The sequence below is a fragment of the Pseudomonas sp. TUM25319 genome, from assembly GCF_056388475.1.
In genome coordinates this window covers 4,836,319-4,855,990 of sequence record NZ_CM150751.1, presented here as the reverse complement: position 1 = coordinate 4,855,990, position 19,672 = coordinate 4,836,319, and the positions used below count along the sequence as shown (strand labels likewise).

The 19,672-nt window shown below is 59.3% G+C and carries 13 protein-coding genes, 2 tRNA genes, 3 rRNA genes and 1 pseudogene; 12 read left to right on the top strand and 7 right to left on the bottom strand.

Going from position 1 to position 19,672, the window contains the following annotated elements:
- The first annotated feature begins 153 nt into the window (after positions 1–153).
- Together AC05QJ_RS22075 and AC05QJ_RS22070 are read left to right on the top strand one after the other, a co-directional pair.
- The gene (locus tag AC05QJ_RS22075) at positions 154–1,314 is read left to right on the top strand and encodes a cysteine desulfurase family protein (RefSeq protein WP_476743396.1); all 1,161 of its coding nucleotides are present in this window, start codon (positions 154–156) and stop codon (positions 1,312–1,314) included.
- A gap of 52 nt (positions 1,315–1,366) precedes the next feature.
- Complete coding sequence (locus AC05QJ_RS22070; RefSeq protein ID WP_476743395.1) at positions 1,367–3,181, top strand: aminopeptidase P family protein; 1,815 nt, start codon at positions 1,367–1,369, stop codon at positions 3,179–3,181.
- A 36-nt stretch (positions 3,182–3,217) separates the two neighbouring features.
- On the opposite strand, the gene AC05QJ_RS22065 is transcribed toward AC05QJ_RS22070, so the two are convergent.
- Complete coding sequence (locus tag AC05QJ_RS22065; protein WP_476743394.1) at positions 3,218–3,499, bottom strand: hypothetical protein; 282 nt, start codon at positions 3,497–3,499, stop codon at positions 3,218–3,220.
- 179 nt (positions 3,500–3,678) lie between these two features.
- A complete protein-coding gene (rhtA, locus tag AC05QJ_RS22060) occupies positions 3,679–4,566 on the bottom strand; it encodes a threonine/homoserine exporter RhtA (protein ID WP_476743393.1) in 888 nt (295 codons plus the stop codon).
- A gap of 596 nt (positions 4,567–5,162) precedes the next feature.
- On the opposite strand from rhtA, the gene AC05QJ_RS22055 reads away from it, so the two are divergent.
- The 5 genes from AC05QJ_RS22055 (at position 5,163) to rrf (ending at position 10,302) form a co-directional block, all read left to right on the top strand.
- A 16S ribosomal RNA gene (locus AC05QJ_RS22055) occupies positions 5,163–6,699 on the top strand.
- Between the two features lie 84 nt (positions 6,700–6,783).
- A tRNA-Ile gene (locus tag AC05QJ_RS22050) sits at positions 6,784–6,860 on the top strand.
- Positions 6,861–6,870: 10 nt separating this feature from the next.
- Positions 6,871–6,946 (top strand) — tRNA-Ala (locus AC05QJ_RS22045).
- A 218-nt stretch (positions 6,947–7,164) separates the two neighbouring features.
- Positions 7,165–10,054, top strand: a 23S ribosomal RNA gene (locus tag AC05QJ_RS22040).
- 132 nt (positions 10,055–10,186) lie between these two features.
- Positions 10,187–10,302 (top strand): 5S ribosomal RNA (gene rrf, locus AC05QJ_RS22035).
- Together the 16S, 23S and 5S rRNA genes with 2 tRNA genes alongside form the textbook arrangement of a ribosomal RNA operon.
- A gap of 128 nt (positions 10,303–10,430) precedes the next feature.
- On the opposite strand, the gene queD is transcribed toward rrf, so the two are convergent.
- Together queD and AC05QJ_RS22025 are read right to left on the bottom strand one after the other, a co-directional pair.
- Positions 10,431–10,787, bottom strand: coding sequence for a 6-carboxytetrahydropterin synthase QueD (gene queD / locus AC05QJ_RS22030; RefSeq protein WP_476747989.1), 357 nt, complete (start codon positions 10,785–10,787; stop codon positions 10,431–10,433).
- Positions 10,788–10,837: 50 nt separating this feature from the next.
- Positions 10,838–11,920 (bottom strand): patatin-like phospholipase family protein, encoded by a 1,083-nt coding sequence (locus AC05QJ_RS22025; RefSeq protein WP_476743392.1) that lies wholly within the window; start codon positions 11,918–11,920, stop codon positions 10,838–10,840.
- A 169-nt stretch (positions 11,921–12,089) separates the two neighbouring features.
- Here AC05QJ_RS22025 and AC05QJ_RS22020 point away from each other — a divergent pair, with 169 nt between their 5' ends.
- The 4 genes from AC05QJ_RS22020 to AC05QJ_RS22005 are packed head-to-tail and all read left to right on the top strand — an operon-like array spanning position 12,090 to position 14,699.
- Positions 12,090–12,398: a PepSY domain-containing protein gene (locus AC05QJ_RS22020; protein ID WP_476743391.1), complete on the top strand. Its 309-nt coding sequence runs from the start codon at positions 12,090–12,092 to the stop codon at positions 12,396–12,398.
- A complete protein-coding gene (locus AC05QJ_RS22015; protein WP_476743390.1) occupies positions 12,398–12,712 on the top strand; it encodes a PepSY domain-containing protein in 315 nt (104 codons plus the stop codon). Before AC05QJ_RS22020 ends, AC05QJ_RS22015 begins: the two co-directional genes overlap by 1 nt.
- The gene (locus AC05QJ_RS22010) at positions 12,712–13,380 is read left to right on the top strand and encodes a response regulator transcription factor (protein WP_476743389.1); all 669 of its coding nucleotides are present in this window, start codon (positions 12,712–12,714) and stop codon (positions 13,378–13,380) included. Before AC05QJ_RS22015 ends, AC05QJ_RS22010 begins: the two co-directional genes overlap by 1 nt.
- The gene (locus AC05QJ_RS22005) at positions 13,377–14,699 is read left to right on the top strand and encodes a sensor histidine kinase (protein WP_476743388.1); all 1,323 of its coding nucleotides are present in this window, start codon (positions 13,377–13,379) and stop codon (positions 14,697–14,699) included. The genes AC05QJ_RS22010 and AC05QJ_RS22005 overlap by 4 nt, the downstream gene beginning before the upstream one ends.
- A 22-nt stretch (positions 14,700–14,721) precedes the next feature.
- Here the strand turns inward: AC05QJ_RS22005 and AC05QJ_RS22000 are convergent, their stop codons facing one another.
- Entirely contained in the window at positions 14,722–15,477 is a 756-nt protein-coding gene (locus tag AC05QJ_RS22000; protein ID WP_476747988.1) for a methyl-accepting chemotaxis protein, read from the bottom strand.
- A gap of 102 nt (positions 15,478–15,579) precedes the next feature.
- Positions 15,580–16,548 (bottom strand): annotated as a pseudogene (locus AC05QJ_RS21995) (methyl-accepting chemotaxis protein); the annotation flags it as partial.
- A gap of 592 nt (positions 16,549–17,140) precedes the next feature.
- Here AC05QJ_RS21995 and AC05QJ_RS21990 point away from each other — a divergent pair.
- Positions 17,141–18,460: a Na+/H+ antiporter family protein gene (locus tag AC05QJ_RS21990; RefSeq protein ID WP_476743387.1), complete on the top strand. Its 1,320-nt coding sequence runs from the start codon at positions 17,141–17,143 to the stop codon at positions 18,458–18,460.
- A gap of 28 nt (positions 18,461–18,488) precedes the next feature.
- Here AC05QJ_RS21990 and AC05QJ_RS21985 read toward each other — a convergent pair whose 3' ends face one another.
- A complete protein-coding gene (locus AC05QJ_RS21985; protein WP_476743386.1) occupies positions 18,489–19,502 on the bottom strand; it encodes a FecR family protein in 1,014 nt (337 codons plus the stop codon).
- Positions 19,503–19,672 lie beyond the last annotated feature (170 nt).

Here is a 19,672-nt window from a genome sequence, read left to right as displayed (position 1 = left end):
GGAAGTTCAGCGGCAATGCACGCATCGATATTCAGGTTATATAAATATGAAAATTGATAATTATTGGTTCTATGATCGATTGAGGCACACTGGCTTCAGGATTCGGGAAGCGCACCGCTTTCCTGGGCGACAACTGCCAGAGAGCCTTGAACCATGGAAAATCTACCGCTGTATTTCGACTACGCCGCCACGACACCTGTCGACGAGCGAGTGATCGATGTGATGGTCAAGTGCCTGGGCGCTTCGGGTACTTTCGGCAATCCGGCGTCCAGTTCGCACCGATACGGGCAGCAGGCGCGCCGGGCCGTGGAGCTGGCGCGAGCGCAGGTGGCCGGGCTGGTCGGGGCGCGTGCCGAGCAACTGGTGTGGACCTCCGGCGCCACCGAATCGAACAACCTCGCCCTCAAGGGGCTGGCCCAGGGACGTCAGGGTGGCCACATCATCACCAGTCGCATCGAACACAAGGCGGTGCTCGACACTGCCAGGCAATTGCAGGATGCCGGCTTTGAGGTCACCTACCTCACGCCCGATGCCAACGGTCTTGTCACGCCTCGCGCGGTACTGGCGGCGTTGCGTGCGGACACCTTTCTCGTGTCGCTGATGCTGGTCAACAACGAGCTCGGTACGCTCACTGATGTGGAAGCGATCGGCGACATTGTTCGTCGCCATGGTGCGTTATTCCATGTGGACGCCGCCCAGGCAGCCGGCAAGGTGTCGATCGACCTGGGTCAGTGGCCAGTGGATGTGGTGTCGTTCTCTGCGCACAAGGTGTACGGGCCGAAGGGCATTGGCGCACTGTACGTGGGTGATCGGGCCAGGCCGCTGCTGCAGGCGCAGATTCATGGTGGCGGTCACGAAGGCGGGCTGCGTTCCGGAACCCTGGCGACCCATCAGATTGCTGCCATGGGCGCAGCGTTTGCACTGGCTGGAGAAGTGCAAGAGGAAGAGCTTTCACGCATACGATGTTTGCGTAAGCAACTTCTCGAAAGCTTGAAGGATATTTCCGGTCTCGTGATAAACGGTGATCCTCGGCAAAGCATTCCCCACACCCTCAGCCTGACGTTCGGCGGCGATTCGCTGGACCTTCCTGCCCTCGGTGCCACCTTGGCATTTTCCTCCACTTCGGCCTGCAATTCCGGCAGCAGTGCACCCTCCCATGTGTTGCTGGCGCTAGGACATGACGACTACCTGGCAGGCCAGACCATCCGCCTGAGCCTGGGGCGTTTCACGTCTGACACGGATATCGAGCGGGCGTCCCTAGCCATCAGGTCTGCGCTGCGTCCGGCGCCGTTCTGGGGTGTTGCCCGGGGCTGAGGCCTGCTCCATTATCACTGGCCAGATCTAACGGCCGTGGACAGGAGTGAGCATGAACAGTCAGCCGACAACGCAGGATGCGATCAGTAACCGTGTGGCGCGGGTGCGCCAGGTGATGCGCAGCGAGGGGGTCGATGCGTTGCTGGTGCCATCCGCCGACCCCCATCTTTCCGAATATCTGCCGGGCTACTGGCAGGGTCGACAATGGCTCTCGGGCTTTCACGGGTCGGTCGGCACCCTGGTGCTGACCGCTGACTTCGCCGGGCTGTGGGCCGACAGTCGTTACTGGGAGCAGGCCGAGCGAGAACTGGCCGGCAGTGGTATCGAACTGGTCAGGTTGCAGCCGGGGCGCCCGGGGCCGCTGGACTGGCTGGCTGATAACGTAGCCCGCGATGGCGCGGTGGCCGTGGACGGAGCAGTGATGTCCCTGGCGTCGGCGCGGCAACTGGGGGAGCGCTTGAAGGCGCGCAATGTTCGCTTGCTGATGCAGCGGGATCTGCTCGCCGAGGTCTGGAGCGATCGTCCGGCGCTGCCGAACGAGCCGGTTTACGCACACCTGCCGCCCCACGCAACGGTGAGTCGGGGAGAGAAACTGGCGGATCTGCGCAAGGTACTCTCCGAGCGTGGCGCCGACTGGCATTTCATCGCGACTCTTGACGATATCGCCTGGCTGTTCAATCTTCGCGGTAGCGACGTTTCCTATAATCCGGTCTTCGTCTCCTTTGCCCTCGTCAGCCAGAGCGCGGCGATTCTTTTCGTCGCACAGGACAAGGTCAACCCCGATCTGCGCAGGACGCTGGCGGCCGATGGCATCGACGTGCGGGATTACCCTCAGGTCGCTGAAGAGCTGGCGACGATCCCGGCAGGCAGCACGCTTTTGATCGATCCTGCCAAGGTCACCAGTGGACTGCTGGCGCATGTCGATGAGGGTGTCCGGTTGCTCGAAGGGATCAACCCGACCACCCTCGCCAAATCGCGCAAGAGCGATGCGGATCTGCAGCATATCCGTCAGGTCATGGAGCAGGATGGCGCTGCGCTTTGTGAGTTCTTCGCCTGGTTCGAGACGGCGCAAGGGCGTGAAGTCATCAGCGAAGTCACTGTCGACGAACATCTCAGTGCCGCCAGGGCCCGGCGCCCGGGGTTCGTTTCGCTGAGTTTCGCGACCATCGCAGCCTTCAACGCCAACGGTGCGATGCCGCACTACCGTGCCACCGAGGCGTCCCACGCGCTGATCGAGGGTGATGGCTTGCTGCTGATCGACTCTGGCGGGCAGTACCTGGGGGGAACCACCGATATCACGCGGATGGTGCCGATCGGAACCCCGACGCAGGAGCAGAAAGCGGATTGCACGCGGGTGCTCAAAGGTGTCATCGCCCTGTCGAGAGCGAGGTTCCCGCGAGGCATCCTGTCGCCGCTGCTTGATGCCATCGCTCGTGCGCCGTTATGGGCAGAGCAGGTCGACTACGGCCACGGGACCGGCCACGGCGTTGGCTATTTCATGAACGTTCACGAGGGGCCGCAGGTCATTGCCTACCAAGCCGCGACCTTGCCGCAGACAGCCATGCAGCCGGGGATGATCACCTCCATCGAACCGGGAACCTACCGGCCGGGGCACTGGGGTGTGCGGATCGAGAACCTGGTATTCAACCGCGAGTCGGGCAACAGCGCCTTCGGTGACTTCCTTGAATTCGAAACCCTGACCTTGTGCCCGATCGATACACGCTGTCTGTTGGTCGAACACCTTACTCAAGAGGAAACAGCCTGGCTCGACGGTTACCACGCCGAAGTGCGGCGTCGTCTTGAGCCATTGCTGGAAGGGCCCGCGCTGGAGTGGCTGAAGACGCGAACGGCCGCCGTCAGTCGATAGCGATACTGGAAAGGGCAACCCGAGGGTTGCCCTTTCTTATTTACAGATGACGATCATGCTGCGGCTGGTGTAGCCGGCAGGATTGAGTCCGAAAGGATAGTCGCCGGGTTCTTCATCACCGTCTCCCGACTTGGCGATGACCTTGTAGCCTTTGCTGCCACAGGAGGTTTCTGCCTTGCTGTAGCACTTGTTCCAGGAGGAGGACAGGCCGGAGCAGTTTATGTGCAGCCCTTTCTTGCCGCGCTTGACTTCGTCTTTCGCGGTGGCGGCGCAACCAGCGATCGCGAGAATGGCGAGGAGGAGCAAAATTCGTTTCATTCCTGTCCTTAAGGCTTCCGCGGGTCTGCGCCCGTGTTTGCTTGCGTCGCATCTCCCTGATGCTGATTCGTCCCTGGCCCGATCTAAAAGGTTCAATTTTGAGACACGGGCCACAGCTTAAACAGGGTTGCGTGGACGGCACAATCACTTGTGTGATTTTAAATGAAAATATTTCTCAATCAGTCCGCTGCAACCAGAGGCGGGCTTTCCTTGCGCATCGACAGGGTGGCACCTACCGAGGCCGCAATGATCGCTGCGATGGCCAGCCACTGGGCCACTGTCAGTACTTCATTCAGGAAAAGCAGGCCGGAAAGCGCACCGAACGCTGGCTCAATGCTCATCAGCGTACCGAATGTCCGCGCCGGGAGGCGGGTGAGGGCGACCATTTCCAGGCTGTACGGTAGCGCGGTGGAAAGAATGGCTACACCGAGGGCGACAGGGATGAGTGCGGGGTTCAACAAGGCGGTGCCTGCCTGGGCGATGCCGATGGGGGCCACCACTATGGCTGCGATCACCACGCCCAGGGCAGCGGTTTGAATGCCGTTCTCGGCACCGGCTTTCTGGCCGTAAAGGATATACAGTGCCCAGCACACGCCGGCGCCCAGCGCGAAGCAGGCGCCAAGTGGGTCGATGCCGCTGCCGGTGTCGCCGATCGGAATCAACAGCAGCAGGCCGGCGACGGCCAGCCCTATCCAGAAGAAGTCCAGCGGGCGGCGCGATGCGTACAGCGCCACTGCCAGCGGGCCGGTGAATTCGAGAGCGACGGCGATGCCCAGCGGCACGGTCTGCAGTGACATATAGAAGAGAAGGTTCATGCCGCCCAGCGCCGCACCGTAGATCACTACGGTTTTAAGAGTGCTGGCTGTGAGGCGCGCGCGCCACGGGCGCAACAGAAGCAGCATGATGACGCTGGCGAACAGCAGGCGCAGGGTTGTGGTGCCCTCGGGGCCGATCAATGGAAATAGCGTCTTGGCCAGTGAGGCGCCCGACTGGATCGAGGCCATGGCAATCAGCAGCACGCCGACGGGAAACAGCGTAGCGGCGAGGCTGCGGGGTTGGGTGTTCATTGCGAAGGGGCATTCCTGTGGGACAAAGATTGGATGGCCCTATGATGCGCAACAGTGGGGCGCGTGAGCAATATAGTGCGCAAATTTCTTTGTCGAGCTTATTTTCCAATAAGTGCTTGACGCCCCGTTTTATCTCTCTATAATTCGCCCCACTTCCGGCGCAGTCGGAACGAAAAACTCCTTGAAAATCAACGAGTTAAACGTTCCGGGTAGTATCGGAAGTGCTCCGGTCTTCATCGGAAGCGGTGAAAAAAGGCAGTTGACAGCAGGTTGTAACGCTGTAGAATTCGCCTCCCGCTGAGAGAGATCGCAGCGAGTCAAGTGTTTGAAGTTGAACGAGAAATTCTGAAAGACTTCAAAATAAACGCTTGACAGACTTAGAGGAAGGCGTAGAATGCGCGCCTCGGTTGAGACGAAACGCTCTTAACCAAACGCTCTTTAACAATCGAATCAAGCAATTCGTGTGGGTGCTTGTGATAATGGACTGATAGTCAAAAAGATTATCAGCATCACAAGTGACTATACGAGAAATCGAAATAGTTCATTTTGAGATTGCTGAGCCAAGTTTAGGGTTTTCTCAAAACCCAAGCAGTATTGAACTGAAGAGTTTGATCATGGCTCAGATTGAACGCTGGCGGCAGGCCTAACACATGCAAGTCGAGCGGATGAGAAGAGCTTGCTCTTCGATTCAGCGGCGGACGGGTGAGTAATACCTAGGAATCTGCCTGGTAGTGGGGGACAACGTTTCGAAAGGAACGCTAATACCGCATACGTCCTACGGGAGAAAGCAGGGGACCTTCGGGCCTTGCGCTATCAGATGAGCCTAGGTCGGATTAGCTAGTTGGTGAGGTAATGGCTCACCAAGGCGACGATCCGTAACTGGTCTGAGAGGATGATCAGTCACACTGGAACTGAGACACGGTCCAGACTCCTACGGGAGGCAGCAGTGGGGAATATTGGACAATGGGCGAAAGCCTGATCCAGCCATGCCGCGTGTGTGAAGAAGGTCTTCGGATTGTAAAGCACTTTAAGTTGGGAGGAAGGGCAGTAAGCTAATACCTTGCTGTTTTGACGTTACCGACAGAATAAGCACCGGCTAACTCTGTGCCAGCAGCCGCGGTAATACAGAGGGTGCAAGCGTTAATCGGAATTACTGGGCGTAAAGCGCGCGTAGGTGGTTCGTTAAGTTGGATGTGAAATCCCCGGGCTCAACCTGGGAACTGCATCCAAAACTGGCGAGCTAGAGTATGGTAGAGGGTGGTGGAATTTCCTGTGTAGCGGTGAAATGCGTAGATATAGGAAGGAACACCAGTGGCGAAGGCGACCACCTGGACTGATACTGACACTGAGGTGCGAAAGCGTGGGGAGCAAACAGGATTAGATACCCTGGTAGTCCACGCCGTAAACGATGTCAACTAGCCGTTGGGGTCCTTGAGACTTTAGTGGCGCAGCTAACGCATTAAGTTGACCGCCTGGGGAGTACGGCCGCAAGGTTAAAACTCAAATGAATTGACGGGGGCCCGCACAAGCGGTGGAGCATGTGGTTTAATTCGAAGCAACGCGAAGAACCTTACCAGGCCTTGACATGCAGAGAACTTTCCAGAGATGGATTGGTGCCTTCGGGAACTCTGACACAGGTGCTGCATGGCTGTCGTCAGCTCGTGTCGTGAGATGTTGGGTTAAGTCCCGTAACGAGCGCAACCCTTGTCCTTAGTTACCAGCACGTAATGGTGGGCACTCTAAGGAGACTGCCGGTGACAAACCGGAGGAAGGTGGGGATGACGTCAAGTCATCATGGCCCTTACGGCCTGGGCTACACACGTGCTACAATGGTCGGTACAGAGGGTTGCCAAGCCGCGAGGTGGAGCTAATCTCACAAAACCGATCGTAGTCCGGATCGCAGTCTGCAACTCGACTGCGTGAAGTCGGAATCGCTAGTAATCGCGAATCAGAATGTCGCGGTGAATACGTTCCCGGGCCTTGTACACACCGCCCGTCACACCATGGGAGTGGGTTGCACCAGAAGTAGCTAGTCTAACCTTCGGGAGGACGGTTACCACGGTGTGATTCATGACTGGGGTGAAGTCGTAACAAGGTAGCCGTAGGGGAACCTGCGGCTGGATCACCTCCTTAATCGACGACATCAGCCGTATCATGAGCTCCCACACGAATTGCTTGATTCCTTGAAGAAGACGATTACGGTAACAGCTCTTAACTGGGTCTGTAGCTCAGTTGGTTAGAGCGCACCCCTGATAAGGGTGAGGTCGGCAGTTCGAATCTGCCCAGACCCACCAGTTTCTTGTTGGGGCCATAGCTCAGCTGGGAGAGCGCCTGCCTTGCACGCAGGAGGTCAGCGGTTCGATCCCGCTTGGCTCCACCATCCACTGTTTCCTGTCAAAGCTTAGAAATGAATATTCGGCTCGAATATTGATTTCTGATCTTTATCAGAATCGTTCTTTAAAAATTTGGGTATGTGATAGAAAGACTGATGAAGCACTTTCACTGGTGTTTTGTCAGGCTAAGGTAAAATTTGTGAGTTTTCATGAATTTTCGGCGAATGTCGTCTTCACAGTATAACCAGATTGCTTGGGGTTATATGGTCAAGTGAAGAAGCGCATACGGTGGATGCCTTGGCAGTCAGAGGCGATGAAAGACGTGGTAGCCTGCGATAAGCTTCGGGGAGTCGGCAAACAGACTTTGATCCGGAGATCTCTGAATGGGGGAACCCAGCCATCACAAGATGGTTATCTTGCACTGAATACATAGGTGCAAGAGGCGAACCAGGGGAACTGAAACATCTAAGTACCCTGAGGAAAAGAAATCAACCGAGATTCCCTTAGTAGTGGCGAGCGAACGGGGACTAGCCCTTAAGTTGATTTGAGATTAGTGGAAGGCTCTGGAAAGTGCCGCCATAGTGGGTGATAGCCCCGTACACGAAAATCTCTTGTCAATGAAATCGAGTAGGACGGAGCACGAGAAACTTTGTCTGAATATGGGGGGACCATCCTCCAAGGCTAAATACTACTGACTGACCGATAGTGAACCAGTACCGTGAGGGAAAGGCGAAAAGAACCCCGGAGAGGGGAGTGAAATAGAACCTGAAACCGTATGCGTACAAGCAGTGGGAGCCTACTTTGTTAGGTGACTGCGTACCTTTTGTATAATGGGTCAGCGACTTATATTCAGTGGCGAGCTTAACCGAATAGGGGAGGCGTAGCGAAAGCGAGTCTTAATAGGGCGTTTAGTCGCTGGGTATAGACCCGAAACCGGGCGATCTATCCATGGGCAGGTTGAAGGTTAGGTAACACTGACTGGAGGACCGAACCGACTACCGTTGAAAAGTTAGCGGATGACCTGTGGATCGGAGTGAAAGGCTAATCAAGCTCGGAGATAGCTGGTTCTCCTCGAAAGCTATTTAGGTAGCGCCTCATGTATCACTCCAGGGGGTAGAGCACTGTTTCGGCTAGGGGGTCATCCCGACTTACCAAACCGATGCAAACTCCGAATACCTGGAAGTGCCGAGCATGGGAGACACACGGCGGGTGCTAACGTCCGTCGTGAAAAGGGAAACAACCCAGACCGTCAGCTAAGGTCCCAAAGTTATGGTTAAGTGGGAAACGATGTGGGAAGGCTTAGACAGCTAGGAGGTTGGCTTAGAAGCAGCCACCCTTTAAAGAAAGCGTAATAGCTCACTAGTCGAGTCGGCCTGCGCGGAAGATGTAACGGGGCTCAAACCATACACCGAAGCTACGGGTATCACTTAGGTGATGCGGTAGAGGAGCGTTCTGTAAGCCTGTGAAGGTGAGTTGAGAAGCTTGCTGGAGGTATCAGAAGTGCGAATGCTGACATGAGTAACGACAATGGGTGTGAAAAACACCCACGCCGAAAGACCAAGGTTTCCTGCGCAACGTTAATCGACGCAGGGTTAGTCGGTCCCTAAGGCGAGGCTGAAAAGCGTAGTCGATGGAAAACAGGTTAATATTCCTGTACTTCCGGTTATTGCGATGGAGGGACGGAGAAGGCTAGGCCAGCTTGGCGTTGGTTGTCCAAGTTTAAGGTGGTAGGCTGAGATCTTAGGTAAATCCGGGATCTCAAGGCCGAGAGCTGATGACGAGCGCTCCTAGAGCGCGAAGTGGTTGATGCCATGCTTCCAAGAAAAGCTTCTAAGCTTCAGATAACCGGGAACCGTACCCCAAACCGACACAGGTGGTTGGGTAGAGAATACCAAGGCGCTTGAGAGAACTCGGGTGAAGGAACTAGGCAAAATGGCACCGTAACTTCGGGAGAAGGTGCGCCGGCGAGGGTGAAGGACTTGCTCCGTAAGCCCATGTCGGTCGAAGATACCAGGCCGCTGCGACTGTTTATTAAAAACACAGCACTCTGCAAACACGAAAGTGGACGTATAGGGTGTGACGCCTGCCCGGTGCCGGAAGGTTAATTGATGGGGTTAGCTAACGCGAAGCTCTTGATCGAAGCCCCGGTAAACGGCGGCCGTAACTATAACGGTCCTAAGGTAGCGAAATTCCTTGTCGGGTAAGTTCCGACCTGCACGAATGGCGTAACGATGGCGGCGCTGTCTCCACCCGAGACTCAGTGAAATTGAAATCGCTGTGAAGATGCAGTGTATCCGCGGCTAGACGGAAAGACCCCGTGAACCTTTACTATAGCTTTGCACTGGACTTTGAATTTGCTTGTGTAGGATAGGTGGGAGGCTTTGAAGCGTGGACGCCAGTTCGCGTGGAGCCATCCTTGAAATACCACCCTGGCAACTTTGAGGTTCTAACTCAGGTCCGTTATCCGGATCGAGGACAGTGTATGGTGGGTAGTTTGACTGGGGCGGTCTCCTCCTAAAGAGTAACGGAGGAGTACGAAGGTGCGCTCAGACCGGTCGGAAATCGGTCGTAGAGTATAAAGGCAAAAGCGCGCTTGACTGCGAGACAGACACGTCGAGCAGGTACGAAAGTAGGTCTTAGTGATCCGGTGGTTCTGTATGGAAGGGCCATCGCTCAACGGATAAAAGGTACTCCGGGGATAACAGGCTGATACCGCCCAAGAGTTCATATCGACGGCGGTGTTTGGCACCTCGATGTCGGCTCATCACATCCTGGGGCTGAAGCCGGTCCCAAGGGTATGGCTGTTCGCCATTTAAAGTGGTACGCGAGCTGGGTTTAGAACGTCGTGAGACAGTTCGGTCCCTATCTGCCGTGGACGTTTGAGATTTGAGAGGGGCTGCTCCTAGTACGAGAGGACCGGAGTGGACGAACCTCTGGTGTTCCGGTTGTCACGCCAGTGGCATTGCCGGGTAGCTATGTTCGGAAGAGATAACCGCTGAAAGCATCTAAGCGGGAAACTTGCCTCAAGATGAGATCTCACTGGAGCCTTGAGCTCCCTGAAGGGCCGTCGAAGACTACGACGTTGATAGGTTGGGTGTGTAAGCGCTGTGAGGCGTTGAGCTAACCAATACTAATTGCCCGTGAGGCTTGACCATATAACACCCAAGCAATCTGCGCGGAAGCCGGATTGTGGTGGTGAAGACGAATGAACCGAAGATTCGTGAACCCACAAAGATCACATACCCGACTTGCCGAAGCGTCGAAAGACGAGTTGGCACACAGAATTTCTTGACGACCATAGAGCATTGGAACCACCTGATCCCATCCCGAACTCAGCAGTGAAACGATGCATCGCCGATGGTAGTGTGGAGCTTCTCCATGTGAGAGTAGGTCATCGTCAAGATTAAATTCCGAAACCCCTATCTGCGTACGCAGGTAGGGGTTTTGTCTTTCATGGCGTAACACAATGCACACAACGAAAAAGGGCTTGCCTCGATTACGTGGCAAGCCCTCTTTCGTAGCAAACAGCGATCAGTCGCCTGTGTACTCGCAGCCGCTGGTGCAGGTCTCATGAATCCGCACTTTGCTCAGTTCCGGCAGCAATGGTTTCATCTGATCCCAGATCCATTTGGCGATGACCTCACTGGTCGGATTTTCAAGACCGGGGATGTCATTCAGATAATTGTGGTCCAGTTGCTCGTACAGCGGCTTGAAGATGGCTTTGATCTCGGCGAAGTCGCGGATCCAGCCGGTATGTGGATCCAGCGGCCCGGTCAGGTGCAGCGCGACCTTGAAGGAGTGGCCATGCAGTCGGCCACACTTGTGGCCGGCGGGTACGTGCGGCAGTCGATGTGCCGATTCGAAAGTAAACTCTTTGAAGATTTCCAAGGCGTCTTTAACTCTGAGAACCAATGCTGGAGCGCAGTTTACCAGCAAGGTCACTTCAGTGGTTGCAGATGGTCACCCAAGGTGCCGCGCTCAAGCATCTCCAGGAACGTGTCCCCCAACCTTCGGCTTTCGCTCATCGCAGTACGCCAATAGCGTTGGCGGCTGTCCGCATCGCCCATGAAACGCTTGAAATCGCTACGATCAGGCAGTTTGCCGTAGGGAAGCTTCGCGAGATACTGCGCCGAAGGGGCCAGCAGCAGCACATCCTGCAGGCGTTCGGCGTTGCCGCGTCGCCATGGCAAGGCCTTGTCAAACCAGCCGGGGATCACTTTATCGGTGAAGTGGGGGTACAAGACGATGTCCTCGCCGCTGTAAGGCAAATCGAGGTGATAGTCGAGCAGACCTCCGTCCCTGTAAGTCCCGGCACCAGCACCGGGGATGTCGCGTACACCCTCCATGACCATCGGGATCGACCCCGAGGCAAGCAGAGCGTGGCGCAGGTTGTCGCTGGCGAGCGGCAGGCAGCGTGACGGAAAATCCTTCAGGGCCAGCAGCGGGGGAGTGCTGCGGGCGTCGTGGAGGATGACGCGCTCGAAGTGGCGCGCTAGCCTCGCTCGTCCGATCAGGTTGTCGGCGATCACTGAAGACAGGCCGATACCCAGGCGGCCACGATGATCTTCGGCCAGCAGGCCATGGCTTTTCACTACGACAATGTTCAGCCGGTAAAGTGGGTTGCAAAGGATGGCGGCATCACGTCCCTCCAGTAGTTCGTCGAGCATGCGCTGGCAACTGAGGCTGACCTCGGACGGAGTTACGCCTTTGGCGAAGTCTTGGGCGGTATACAGCTCGCCCAGGCGGCGGATGGCTTGGGCCGGTTCTGGCAGGCAGGCGCTGGCAAAGCGCCAGGAGCCGATCGATGCGCCGATCAGTGCCCGCTCTCGTGGGGCAGCAGGTAGCCAGTCACCGAACAGCGCCAGATCCAGTCCCTGGATACCGAGGGCTTTGGGGCCGCCGGCCGCACCCGGCAACACACCGACATCCGCAGCCTGCAAGCCATGCTGGCGAATCCGGGCGAAGGCCCGTGTTCCCGCTTTGAGGGTCAATGCGGGGAATTTGATCTGGATGGCGGTCATGCGGGCCTCGCGTTGTCGAGGTGGCGAGTATAGAGAATCGCTGCGATCTTGCCTGGCGCGACGTTGACAGCGAGCGACGGTATCATGTCGCCAGCCTGCTTCAGGTTCAATTAAGTTCGGCCGGGTAATCTTTCTCCCGTACCCAACTGAATCCCAAGGGAGAAACACGATGAAGACTCTGACCGCTCTGTTCGCCACCGCCGCACTGGCCCTCGGCGCCAACGTTGCCATGGCCAAGGACGTTCCCCTCGACGAAGCCGTGAAGCTGGTCCAGACCAACCAGATCAAAAGCCTGGAAGCGCTCAAAGGCGCGGCCGTCGCCAAGCATCCCGGCGCTACCGTGACCGATACTGAACTGGAAGATGTCTATGGCCGCTACGTCTACAAGGTAGAACTGCGTGATGCGCAGAACATCGAGTGGGACGTCGATCTGGACGCCAAGACCGGTGAAGTGCTCAAGGACGTCCAGGACCGCTGATGAATCGGCTCTCCCAAGCGGCGCGCTGGACGCTTCTGGCGCTCCTGGCCTGCTGTTCGCTGGCCATGGCCCGTGACCTCGATCAGGACGAGGCCCTCGACTTGCGTCGCGAGGGCGTCATCCTGCCGCTGGAGCAACTGCTGCAATCGGCCATGGGCCGTTATCCCGGCGCCCGCTTGCTGGAGGCTGAGCTGGAGGAGGACGACGATGTCTACGCTTACGAGGTCGAACTGCTGACCGCCGACGGAGTGGTACGGGAAATCAAGCTCGACGCCGCCACGGGCAGACTGCTCAAAGATGAGGAAGATGACTGATGCGTTTGCTACTGGTCGAGGACAACGTCTCGCTGGCGGACGAACTGACCGCGGGCCTGCAGCGTCTGGGTTACGCGGTGGACTGGCTGGCCGATGGCCGTGACGCGGTTTACCAGGGCAGCAGCGAGCCCTATGACCTGATCGTGCTCGACCTCGGCCTGCCCGGCATTCCCGGCCTCGACGTACTCAAGCAATGGCGTGACGGCGGGCTGGCGACGCCGGTGCTGATCCTAACCGCACGCGGATCGTGGGCCGATCGCATCGAAGGGCTCAAGGCCGGTGCCGACGATTACCTGAGCAAACCCTTCCATCCCGAAGAGTTGCAGTTGCGCATCCAGTCGTTGTTGCGCCGTGCCCGCGGCCTGGCCAACCAGCAGACCCTGGAAGCGGCCGGCCTGCATCTGGACGAAGGCCGCCAGTGTGTGACGCGGGCGGGCGAAGATGTGCAACTGACCGCCGCAGAGTTTCGCCTGCTGCGCTACTTCATGCTGCACCCGCAGCAGATCCTTTCGAAAAGTCATCTTGCCGAACACCTGTACAACGGTGAAACCGAGCGCGACTCCAACGTACTCGAAGTCCACGTCAATCACCTGCGGCGCAAGCTTGGCCGCGGCGTGGTGGAAACCCATCGTGGCCAAGGCTATCGCTTCGGTGGGGCGGTGGAGTGAAGTCGATCCAGTCACGCCTGAGCCTCGGCCTGATCGGGGTGCTCATTGTGGTCGGCCTGGCGCTGGCCCAGGTCAGTCTCTGGCTGTTCGAGGTGGGATTGCAACGCTATCTGGAAGCAGGGCTTCGCAAGGAAAGCGAGAACCTGCTGCTGGCGCTGGTGCACGGCCATGACGGCCTGGAACTGGACCAGCAGCGCATTTCCTCTGCCTATAACCGGCAGTTCTCCGGCTACTACTTCCGCATCGACTTCGACGGCAAGAGCTGGCGCTCGCGATCCTTGTGGGATACCGAGTTGCCCAAGCCGGACGCGCCGGGGCTGCACACCGGCCTGGAGCTGGGCCCTGATGGGCAACAGCTGCTGGTACTGCGTTCCGACTACCGGCGTCAGGGCCAGGCCATGTCCATCAGCGTCGCCCAGGACTACACGCCGATGCGCGACAGCTTCCGCCGCATGCAGCAGATAGGCCTGGGGCTGGGTCTTCTGGCGCTGATTCTGGTGCTGGTGCTGCAACGGGTCATCGTCAAGCGGTCGCTGCGCCCGCTGGAGCGGTCCCGCGAACAGATCGCCCAGCTTCAGCAAGGCCAGCGCTCGCAACTGGACGCCGAGGTGCCCAGCGAGCTGGAGCCGCTGGTGGCACAGATCAACCACCTGCTGGCCCACACCGAAGACAGTCTGCGCCGCTCTCGCAATGCCTTGGGCAACCTCGGCCATGCCCTGAAGACACCCCTGGCGGTACTGCTCAGCCTGGCCAGCAGTGAGCGGGTGCGCGAAGTGCCGGGGCTGGCCGGGCAGTTGCGTGAGCAACTGGAGCAGATCCAGCAACGCCTCAGCCGCGAACTCAACCGTGCGCGCCTGGCCGGTGACGCCTTGCCCGGCGCCCACTTCGATTGCGACGTGGAATTGCCCGGCTTGCTGTCGACACTGAACATGATCCACGGTGACGGTCTGTCCATCCGCCACGAGGTACCCGCCGGCCTGTCGCTGCCCTGGGACCGGGAGGACCTGCTGGAACTGCTCGGCAATCTGCTGGACAACGCCTGCAAATGGGCGGACAGCGAGGTGTGCCTGAGCATTGCGGTAACGCCGGAACATTATCGGGTGTGGATCGACGATGACGGCCCGGGCATTCCCGAGCAGGCGCGCCAGGGCGTACTGGAGCGCGGTGCGCGGCTGGATGAGCAGGTCGATGGCCATGGCCTGGGCCTGGGCATCGTGCGCGATATCGTCGACGCCTGGAACGGCCGCATGACGCTGGAAGAAAGCCTGCTGGGAGGCCTGCGGGTGAGCATCGAGCTGCCACGCAAGGCCGGGCGCTGATCCCGGCCCTGCTGAGGCGCGCTCACACCTGGAAGTGGTCCATCAGGCTCTGCTGCTGGTTGGCAAGGTTGTTCAGCGACTGGCTGACCCGCGCCGATTCACCGGCCTGGTGCGACAGCGACTCGGTCACGTCACGAATGGCGGCGACGTTGCTGCTGATCTCCTCGGCCACTGCGCTCTGTTCCTCGGCGGCACTGGCGATCTGCAGGTTCATGTCGGTGATCACTGTGACTGCGTCGCCGATCTGGCGCAGGGCGCTGACGGCCTGGCCGACCTGATCGACACTGCCCTGAGCCTGGCGATGGCTGTTGTCCATCGCGCCCACTACCTCGCGGGTACCGGTCTGCAGTTGCTCGATGACATGGCGGGTTTCCTCCACCGACTCCTGGGTCCGCTGTGCCAGGTTGCGGACTTCGTCTGCGACCACCGCGAAGCCACGCCCGGCTTCGCCAGCGCGCGCCGCTTCGATGGCCGCGTTGAGTGCCAGCAGGTTGGTCTGCTCGGCGATGGAGCGAATGACTTCCAGTACCGAACCGATCTTTTCGCTGTTGCCCGCCAGTCCCTCGACCTGATTCATGGCGGTGCTCATGTTGGCGGCCAGGGCATCGATGCTGCGGGTGGTCTGGTCGATCACCGCCAGGCCCTGGCGCGTGGCCTGGTCCACCTCGCGCGCCGCCTGTGCCGCCTGCGCCGCGCTGCGGGCCACGTCATGGGCGGTGGCACTCATTTCGTGAGAGGCGGTCGCCACCTGGTCCACCTGGCGATACTGCTGCTCCATGCCAGCGCTGGTCTGGCTGGCGATGGCCGAGGACTGGTCGGCGGTTGCCCGTGCCGACTGCACCGAGCGTTTCACCTCGGCGATGGTGGGCTGCAGCTTGTCGAGGAAGCGGTTGAACCAGCCGGCCAGTTCGCCGAGCTCGTCCTGCTTGTCATAGGACAGGCGGCTGGTCAGGTCGCCGTCGCCGCTGGCGATTTCCCGCAGGCGATGGGCGACGTGCAGGATCGGGCGAGTCACGCCGCGGGCCATCAGCCAGATCAGCAGCAGGCCGATGATCGCGGCCGCCAGTCCCAGACCCAGTTCGATCAGGGTTCCGCTGGTGTTGCGGGCATCAAGTTCCTGCTTGAGGGCTTCCGCCGGCCCGATCAGGGCGCTTTCCGGTACATCCAGCAATACTCCCCACGGCTTGGCGCCAGGTGTCGGGGCGAAGGACGCGAGGATTTTCAGGCGGCCGTCATGCTGAACGCTGTGCAATGTGCGGCCATCGGCGATCAGGCGCACCAGTTCTGCGCCATTGTCGGTGTCGACCTGTTCGAAGCGCTGGGCCAGCTTGCTGGCATCCGGGCTATAGCCGGCCAGCAGGCCCGCCGGGCTGAGGATACCGATACGGGTCTGGCCGCCGTAGAGGTTGGCGCTGGCCTGCTTGCTCATGGCCTGCAGGCTGTTCAGGTTGATGTCGATGGACAGGGTGGCAATCACCTTGTCGGCGACGATCAGCGGAAACACGATGCTGGTCATCAGCACGTTCTGGCCGGCGATCTCATAGAAATACGGCTCGGTGACGCAGGTCTTGCGGGTGGTGCGCGGGCAGACCGACCAGGTGTTGGCCGGCTCGCCGCTCGGGCCGATCGTGGTGTCGGCCATGTCTTTTTCCGGCAGCGCCATGGAGGTCAACTGGCCCGGCGTCGGCTGCGACCAGTACAGGGCGAAGCGGCCGGTTTCGTTGCTGCCAATGGCTTCCTGGTTGGCGAAGAGCTCATCCTTGCCGTCCAGCGCGTTGGGCTCGAACACCAGCGACAACCCCAGCAGCTCGGGGTTGGCCTGCAGGGCCGAGCGCACCTGGCGGGTCATGTCCTCGCGCAGGTCGAAGGCGTCGAGGAAGCGCTTTTCCGCCTGTTCGCGCAGGAACAGTACCTGGCGCGAGAAGCCCGCACCGTACTGGTAGGCGTCCATGAACTGACGCCGGATATTCAGTGCCTGGACTTCGCCCTGGGATTCGATGCGTCCCTGAGCCGCCTCGGTGAGCATCTGCATGCTGCTGGCCTTGACCAGCCCGGTGGTGTGCTCCATGCGGTATAGCGACAGCCCCACCAGCAGAGTGACGATGCCCGCCAGGCAAAGCCCGGCCAGCAGAGTGATCTTCCATTGAATGGAAAGTTGTCTGAGTGACATCGGCGAAATCCTTTGAACCCAAGAAATAGACACTGCCGAGAGTATCGGCGCAGAGCGGTCTTTCTTTATTCAAACGATCAATTGAATTGCGCCGTTTTCGTTCATTCAGGCGACCCTTGCCCTTTCATGGGGCGCTGCGCTTTGACATACGCGGGGGGCTGCTTCAGAGTGTGCGCCTTCCTAAAACATACCGTCATTCGGCCAGTGCCTCAGGGCAAAACTGTCGCCGACGCCGGTGTTTTTTCGTCTGGTTTCAAGAGGTCCACACACAATGAATGCAGTCATTGCCGCGGTCGGCATCATGCTGATACTGAGCCTGTCCAGGGTTCACGTGGTCATTGCCCTGATCATCGGTGCGCTGGTGGGCGGCCTGGTCGGCGGGCTGAGCATGGAAGAGACCCTCAAGGCGTTCAACGCCGGGCTCGGTGGCGGTGCGACCGTGGCGCTGTCCTACGCCATGCTGGGTGCTTTTGCCGTGGTGATCGCCAAGTCCGGCCTGGCCCACGCGCTGGCTGACCGCATTCTTGCCATGTTCCATGGCCGCGACGAGGCGCAGGGCGGGCGGGTCAAATGGTTGCTCATCGGCCTGCTGCTGGTGGCGGCGGTGTCTTCGCAGAACATCCTGCCGATCCATATCGCCTTCATTCCGTTGCTGGTGCCGCCGCTGCTCTATGTGCTGACCCGGCTGCAGATTGACCGCCGCTTGATCGCCTGCGTCATCACCTTTGGTCTGATCACCCCGTACATGTTCCTGCCTGTGGGCTTTGGCACCATCTTTCTCAACGAGATCCTGCTGGCCAACGTCGCCCGCAGCGGTGTGGACGTCAGCGGCGTGAATGTCACGCAGGCCATGGCCATACCGGCAGCAGGCATGCTCGCCGGGCTGCTGCTGGCGGTGTTCTTCAGCTACCGCAAGAAGCGTGTGTACGACCTGGCGAAGATCGAGCAGGTCGAGCAGATCAGCGTCAGTTACAACCCGCGCACCCTGTGGGTGGCCGTTGCAGCGCTGGTGGTGGCGTTTGTCATCCAGCTGTGGCTGGACTCGATGATCATCGGCGCCCTGGCCGGGTTTCTGATCTTCTCGCTGTCGGGCATCGTGCGCTGGAAGGACACCGATGATCTGTTCACCGAAGGCATGAAAATGATGGCGATGTTCGGCTTCATCATGATCGCCGCCGCGGGCTTCGCCGAGGTCATGAAGGTCACCGGCCACGTCAAGTCGCTGGTGGAGACCTCGGCGGGATGGATCGGCCACAGCAAAGGCATCGGCGCCCTGATGATGCTGCTGGTGGGGCTGCTGGTGACCATGGGTATCGGCTCGTCGTTTTCCACGGTGCCGATCCTGGCCACCATCTTTGTGCCGCTGTGTGTGCAACTGGGCTTCGATCCGATTGCCACCGTGTGCATCGTCGGTACCGCCGGGGCTCTCGGCGATGCCGGGTCACCTGCGTCGGATTCGACCCTGGGGCCAACCTCCGGCCTCAATGTCGACGGGCAGCATCACCATATCTGGGACACGGTGGTGCCGACCTTCATCCACTACAACCTGCCACTGCTGGCGGCGGGATGGCTGGCGGCGATGGTGCTGTAGAAAAAACGGAACAGGCTGAACGCGAGGTTCAGCCTTTTTTCGGCGGTGGGGAGATGCGGTTCAGGACGGTGTTGCCGTCCTTGTCCTGGGTCAGGTAGACCGGCAGCACTTTGGGCAGGCTGCGCACCAGGCGCTTGACGTCGTTGGTGTTGTAGATGCCACTGATGCGCACGCTGCCGGTGCTGGCGTCGGCCAGGCGCAGCGGGCTTTCCAGATAACGGTTGATCAGCGGCAGGGCCTGGTCGAGGGTCAGGTTGTCGATCATCAGCTTGCCGTTGCGCCAGGCCAGGCTGGAATCATTGCCGTAGGTCTGGCTCAGGCTGGGTTCCAGGTCGCCGGTGTTGTAGCTGGCCTGCATGCCGGGCCCGAGGCGGTAGCCGCTGCCGAGCTTGTAGCTGTCGCTGCTGACCAGTACCGAACCTTCCACCAGCGTCACTTTGACCTGGTCTTGATACTTCCAGACGTTGAACTGGGTCCCGGTGACCTGGGTCTGGCCGCGGCCGGCGCGGACCACGAAGGGGTGACGGGTGTCGTGGGAGACCTTGAAGAACGCCTCGCCCTTGACCAGGGTCACCCGCCGCTCGTCTTTGTAATGGGTGTAGCGCAGGGAGGTCCCCAGGTTCAGCTCGACTTCGCTGCCGTCGCCCAAGGTCACGGTCCGGCGGGTTTCACCGCTTTCCTCGAACTGGTAGTCATTGGGCAGCCAGCCCTGTTCCCAGCCAACCCAGGCACCAAGGGGCAGGGCGAGCAGGGTGATGACCGCCGCCGAGGCGTAGTGGCGAAGGCGTTGCGGCCGGGCTTTGGGTTTGACCGGCAATTGCAGGATCTGTGCGGGTGGCGTACGCGGCAGATGGTCGGCGGTGACCCAGATCTCTTGCATCGCCTGGTATTCCTGAGCGTGCAACGGATTGGCGGCCAGCCACTGTTCGAACTCGGCGAGCTCCTGCTCGGTGCAGTCGTCAGCGTGCAAGCGCATGCACCAGTGCGCGGCGGCATCGGTGATGGCATTCAATTCGGCGTCGCTGGGGCTGGCTTGATTCATTGATACTCCCGGTTTTGCGCAATTCTAACCTTGCGGGGCTGGTGCCGAGAACCGAGATCATGGCGAATCACTATCAGTTGTGTGATTTATTTGCGGGAATTCACCTACAAAAACGATTTTTCCTGCACAAACCGACCAATGGTCGATGATCGCCAGCAAGTGCGCTCCTG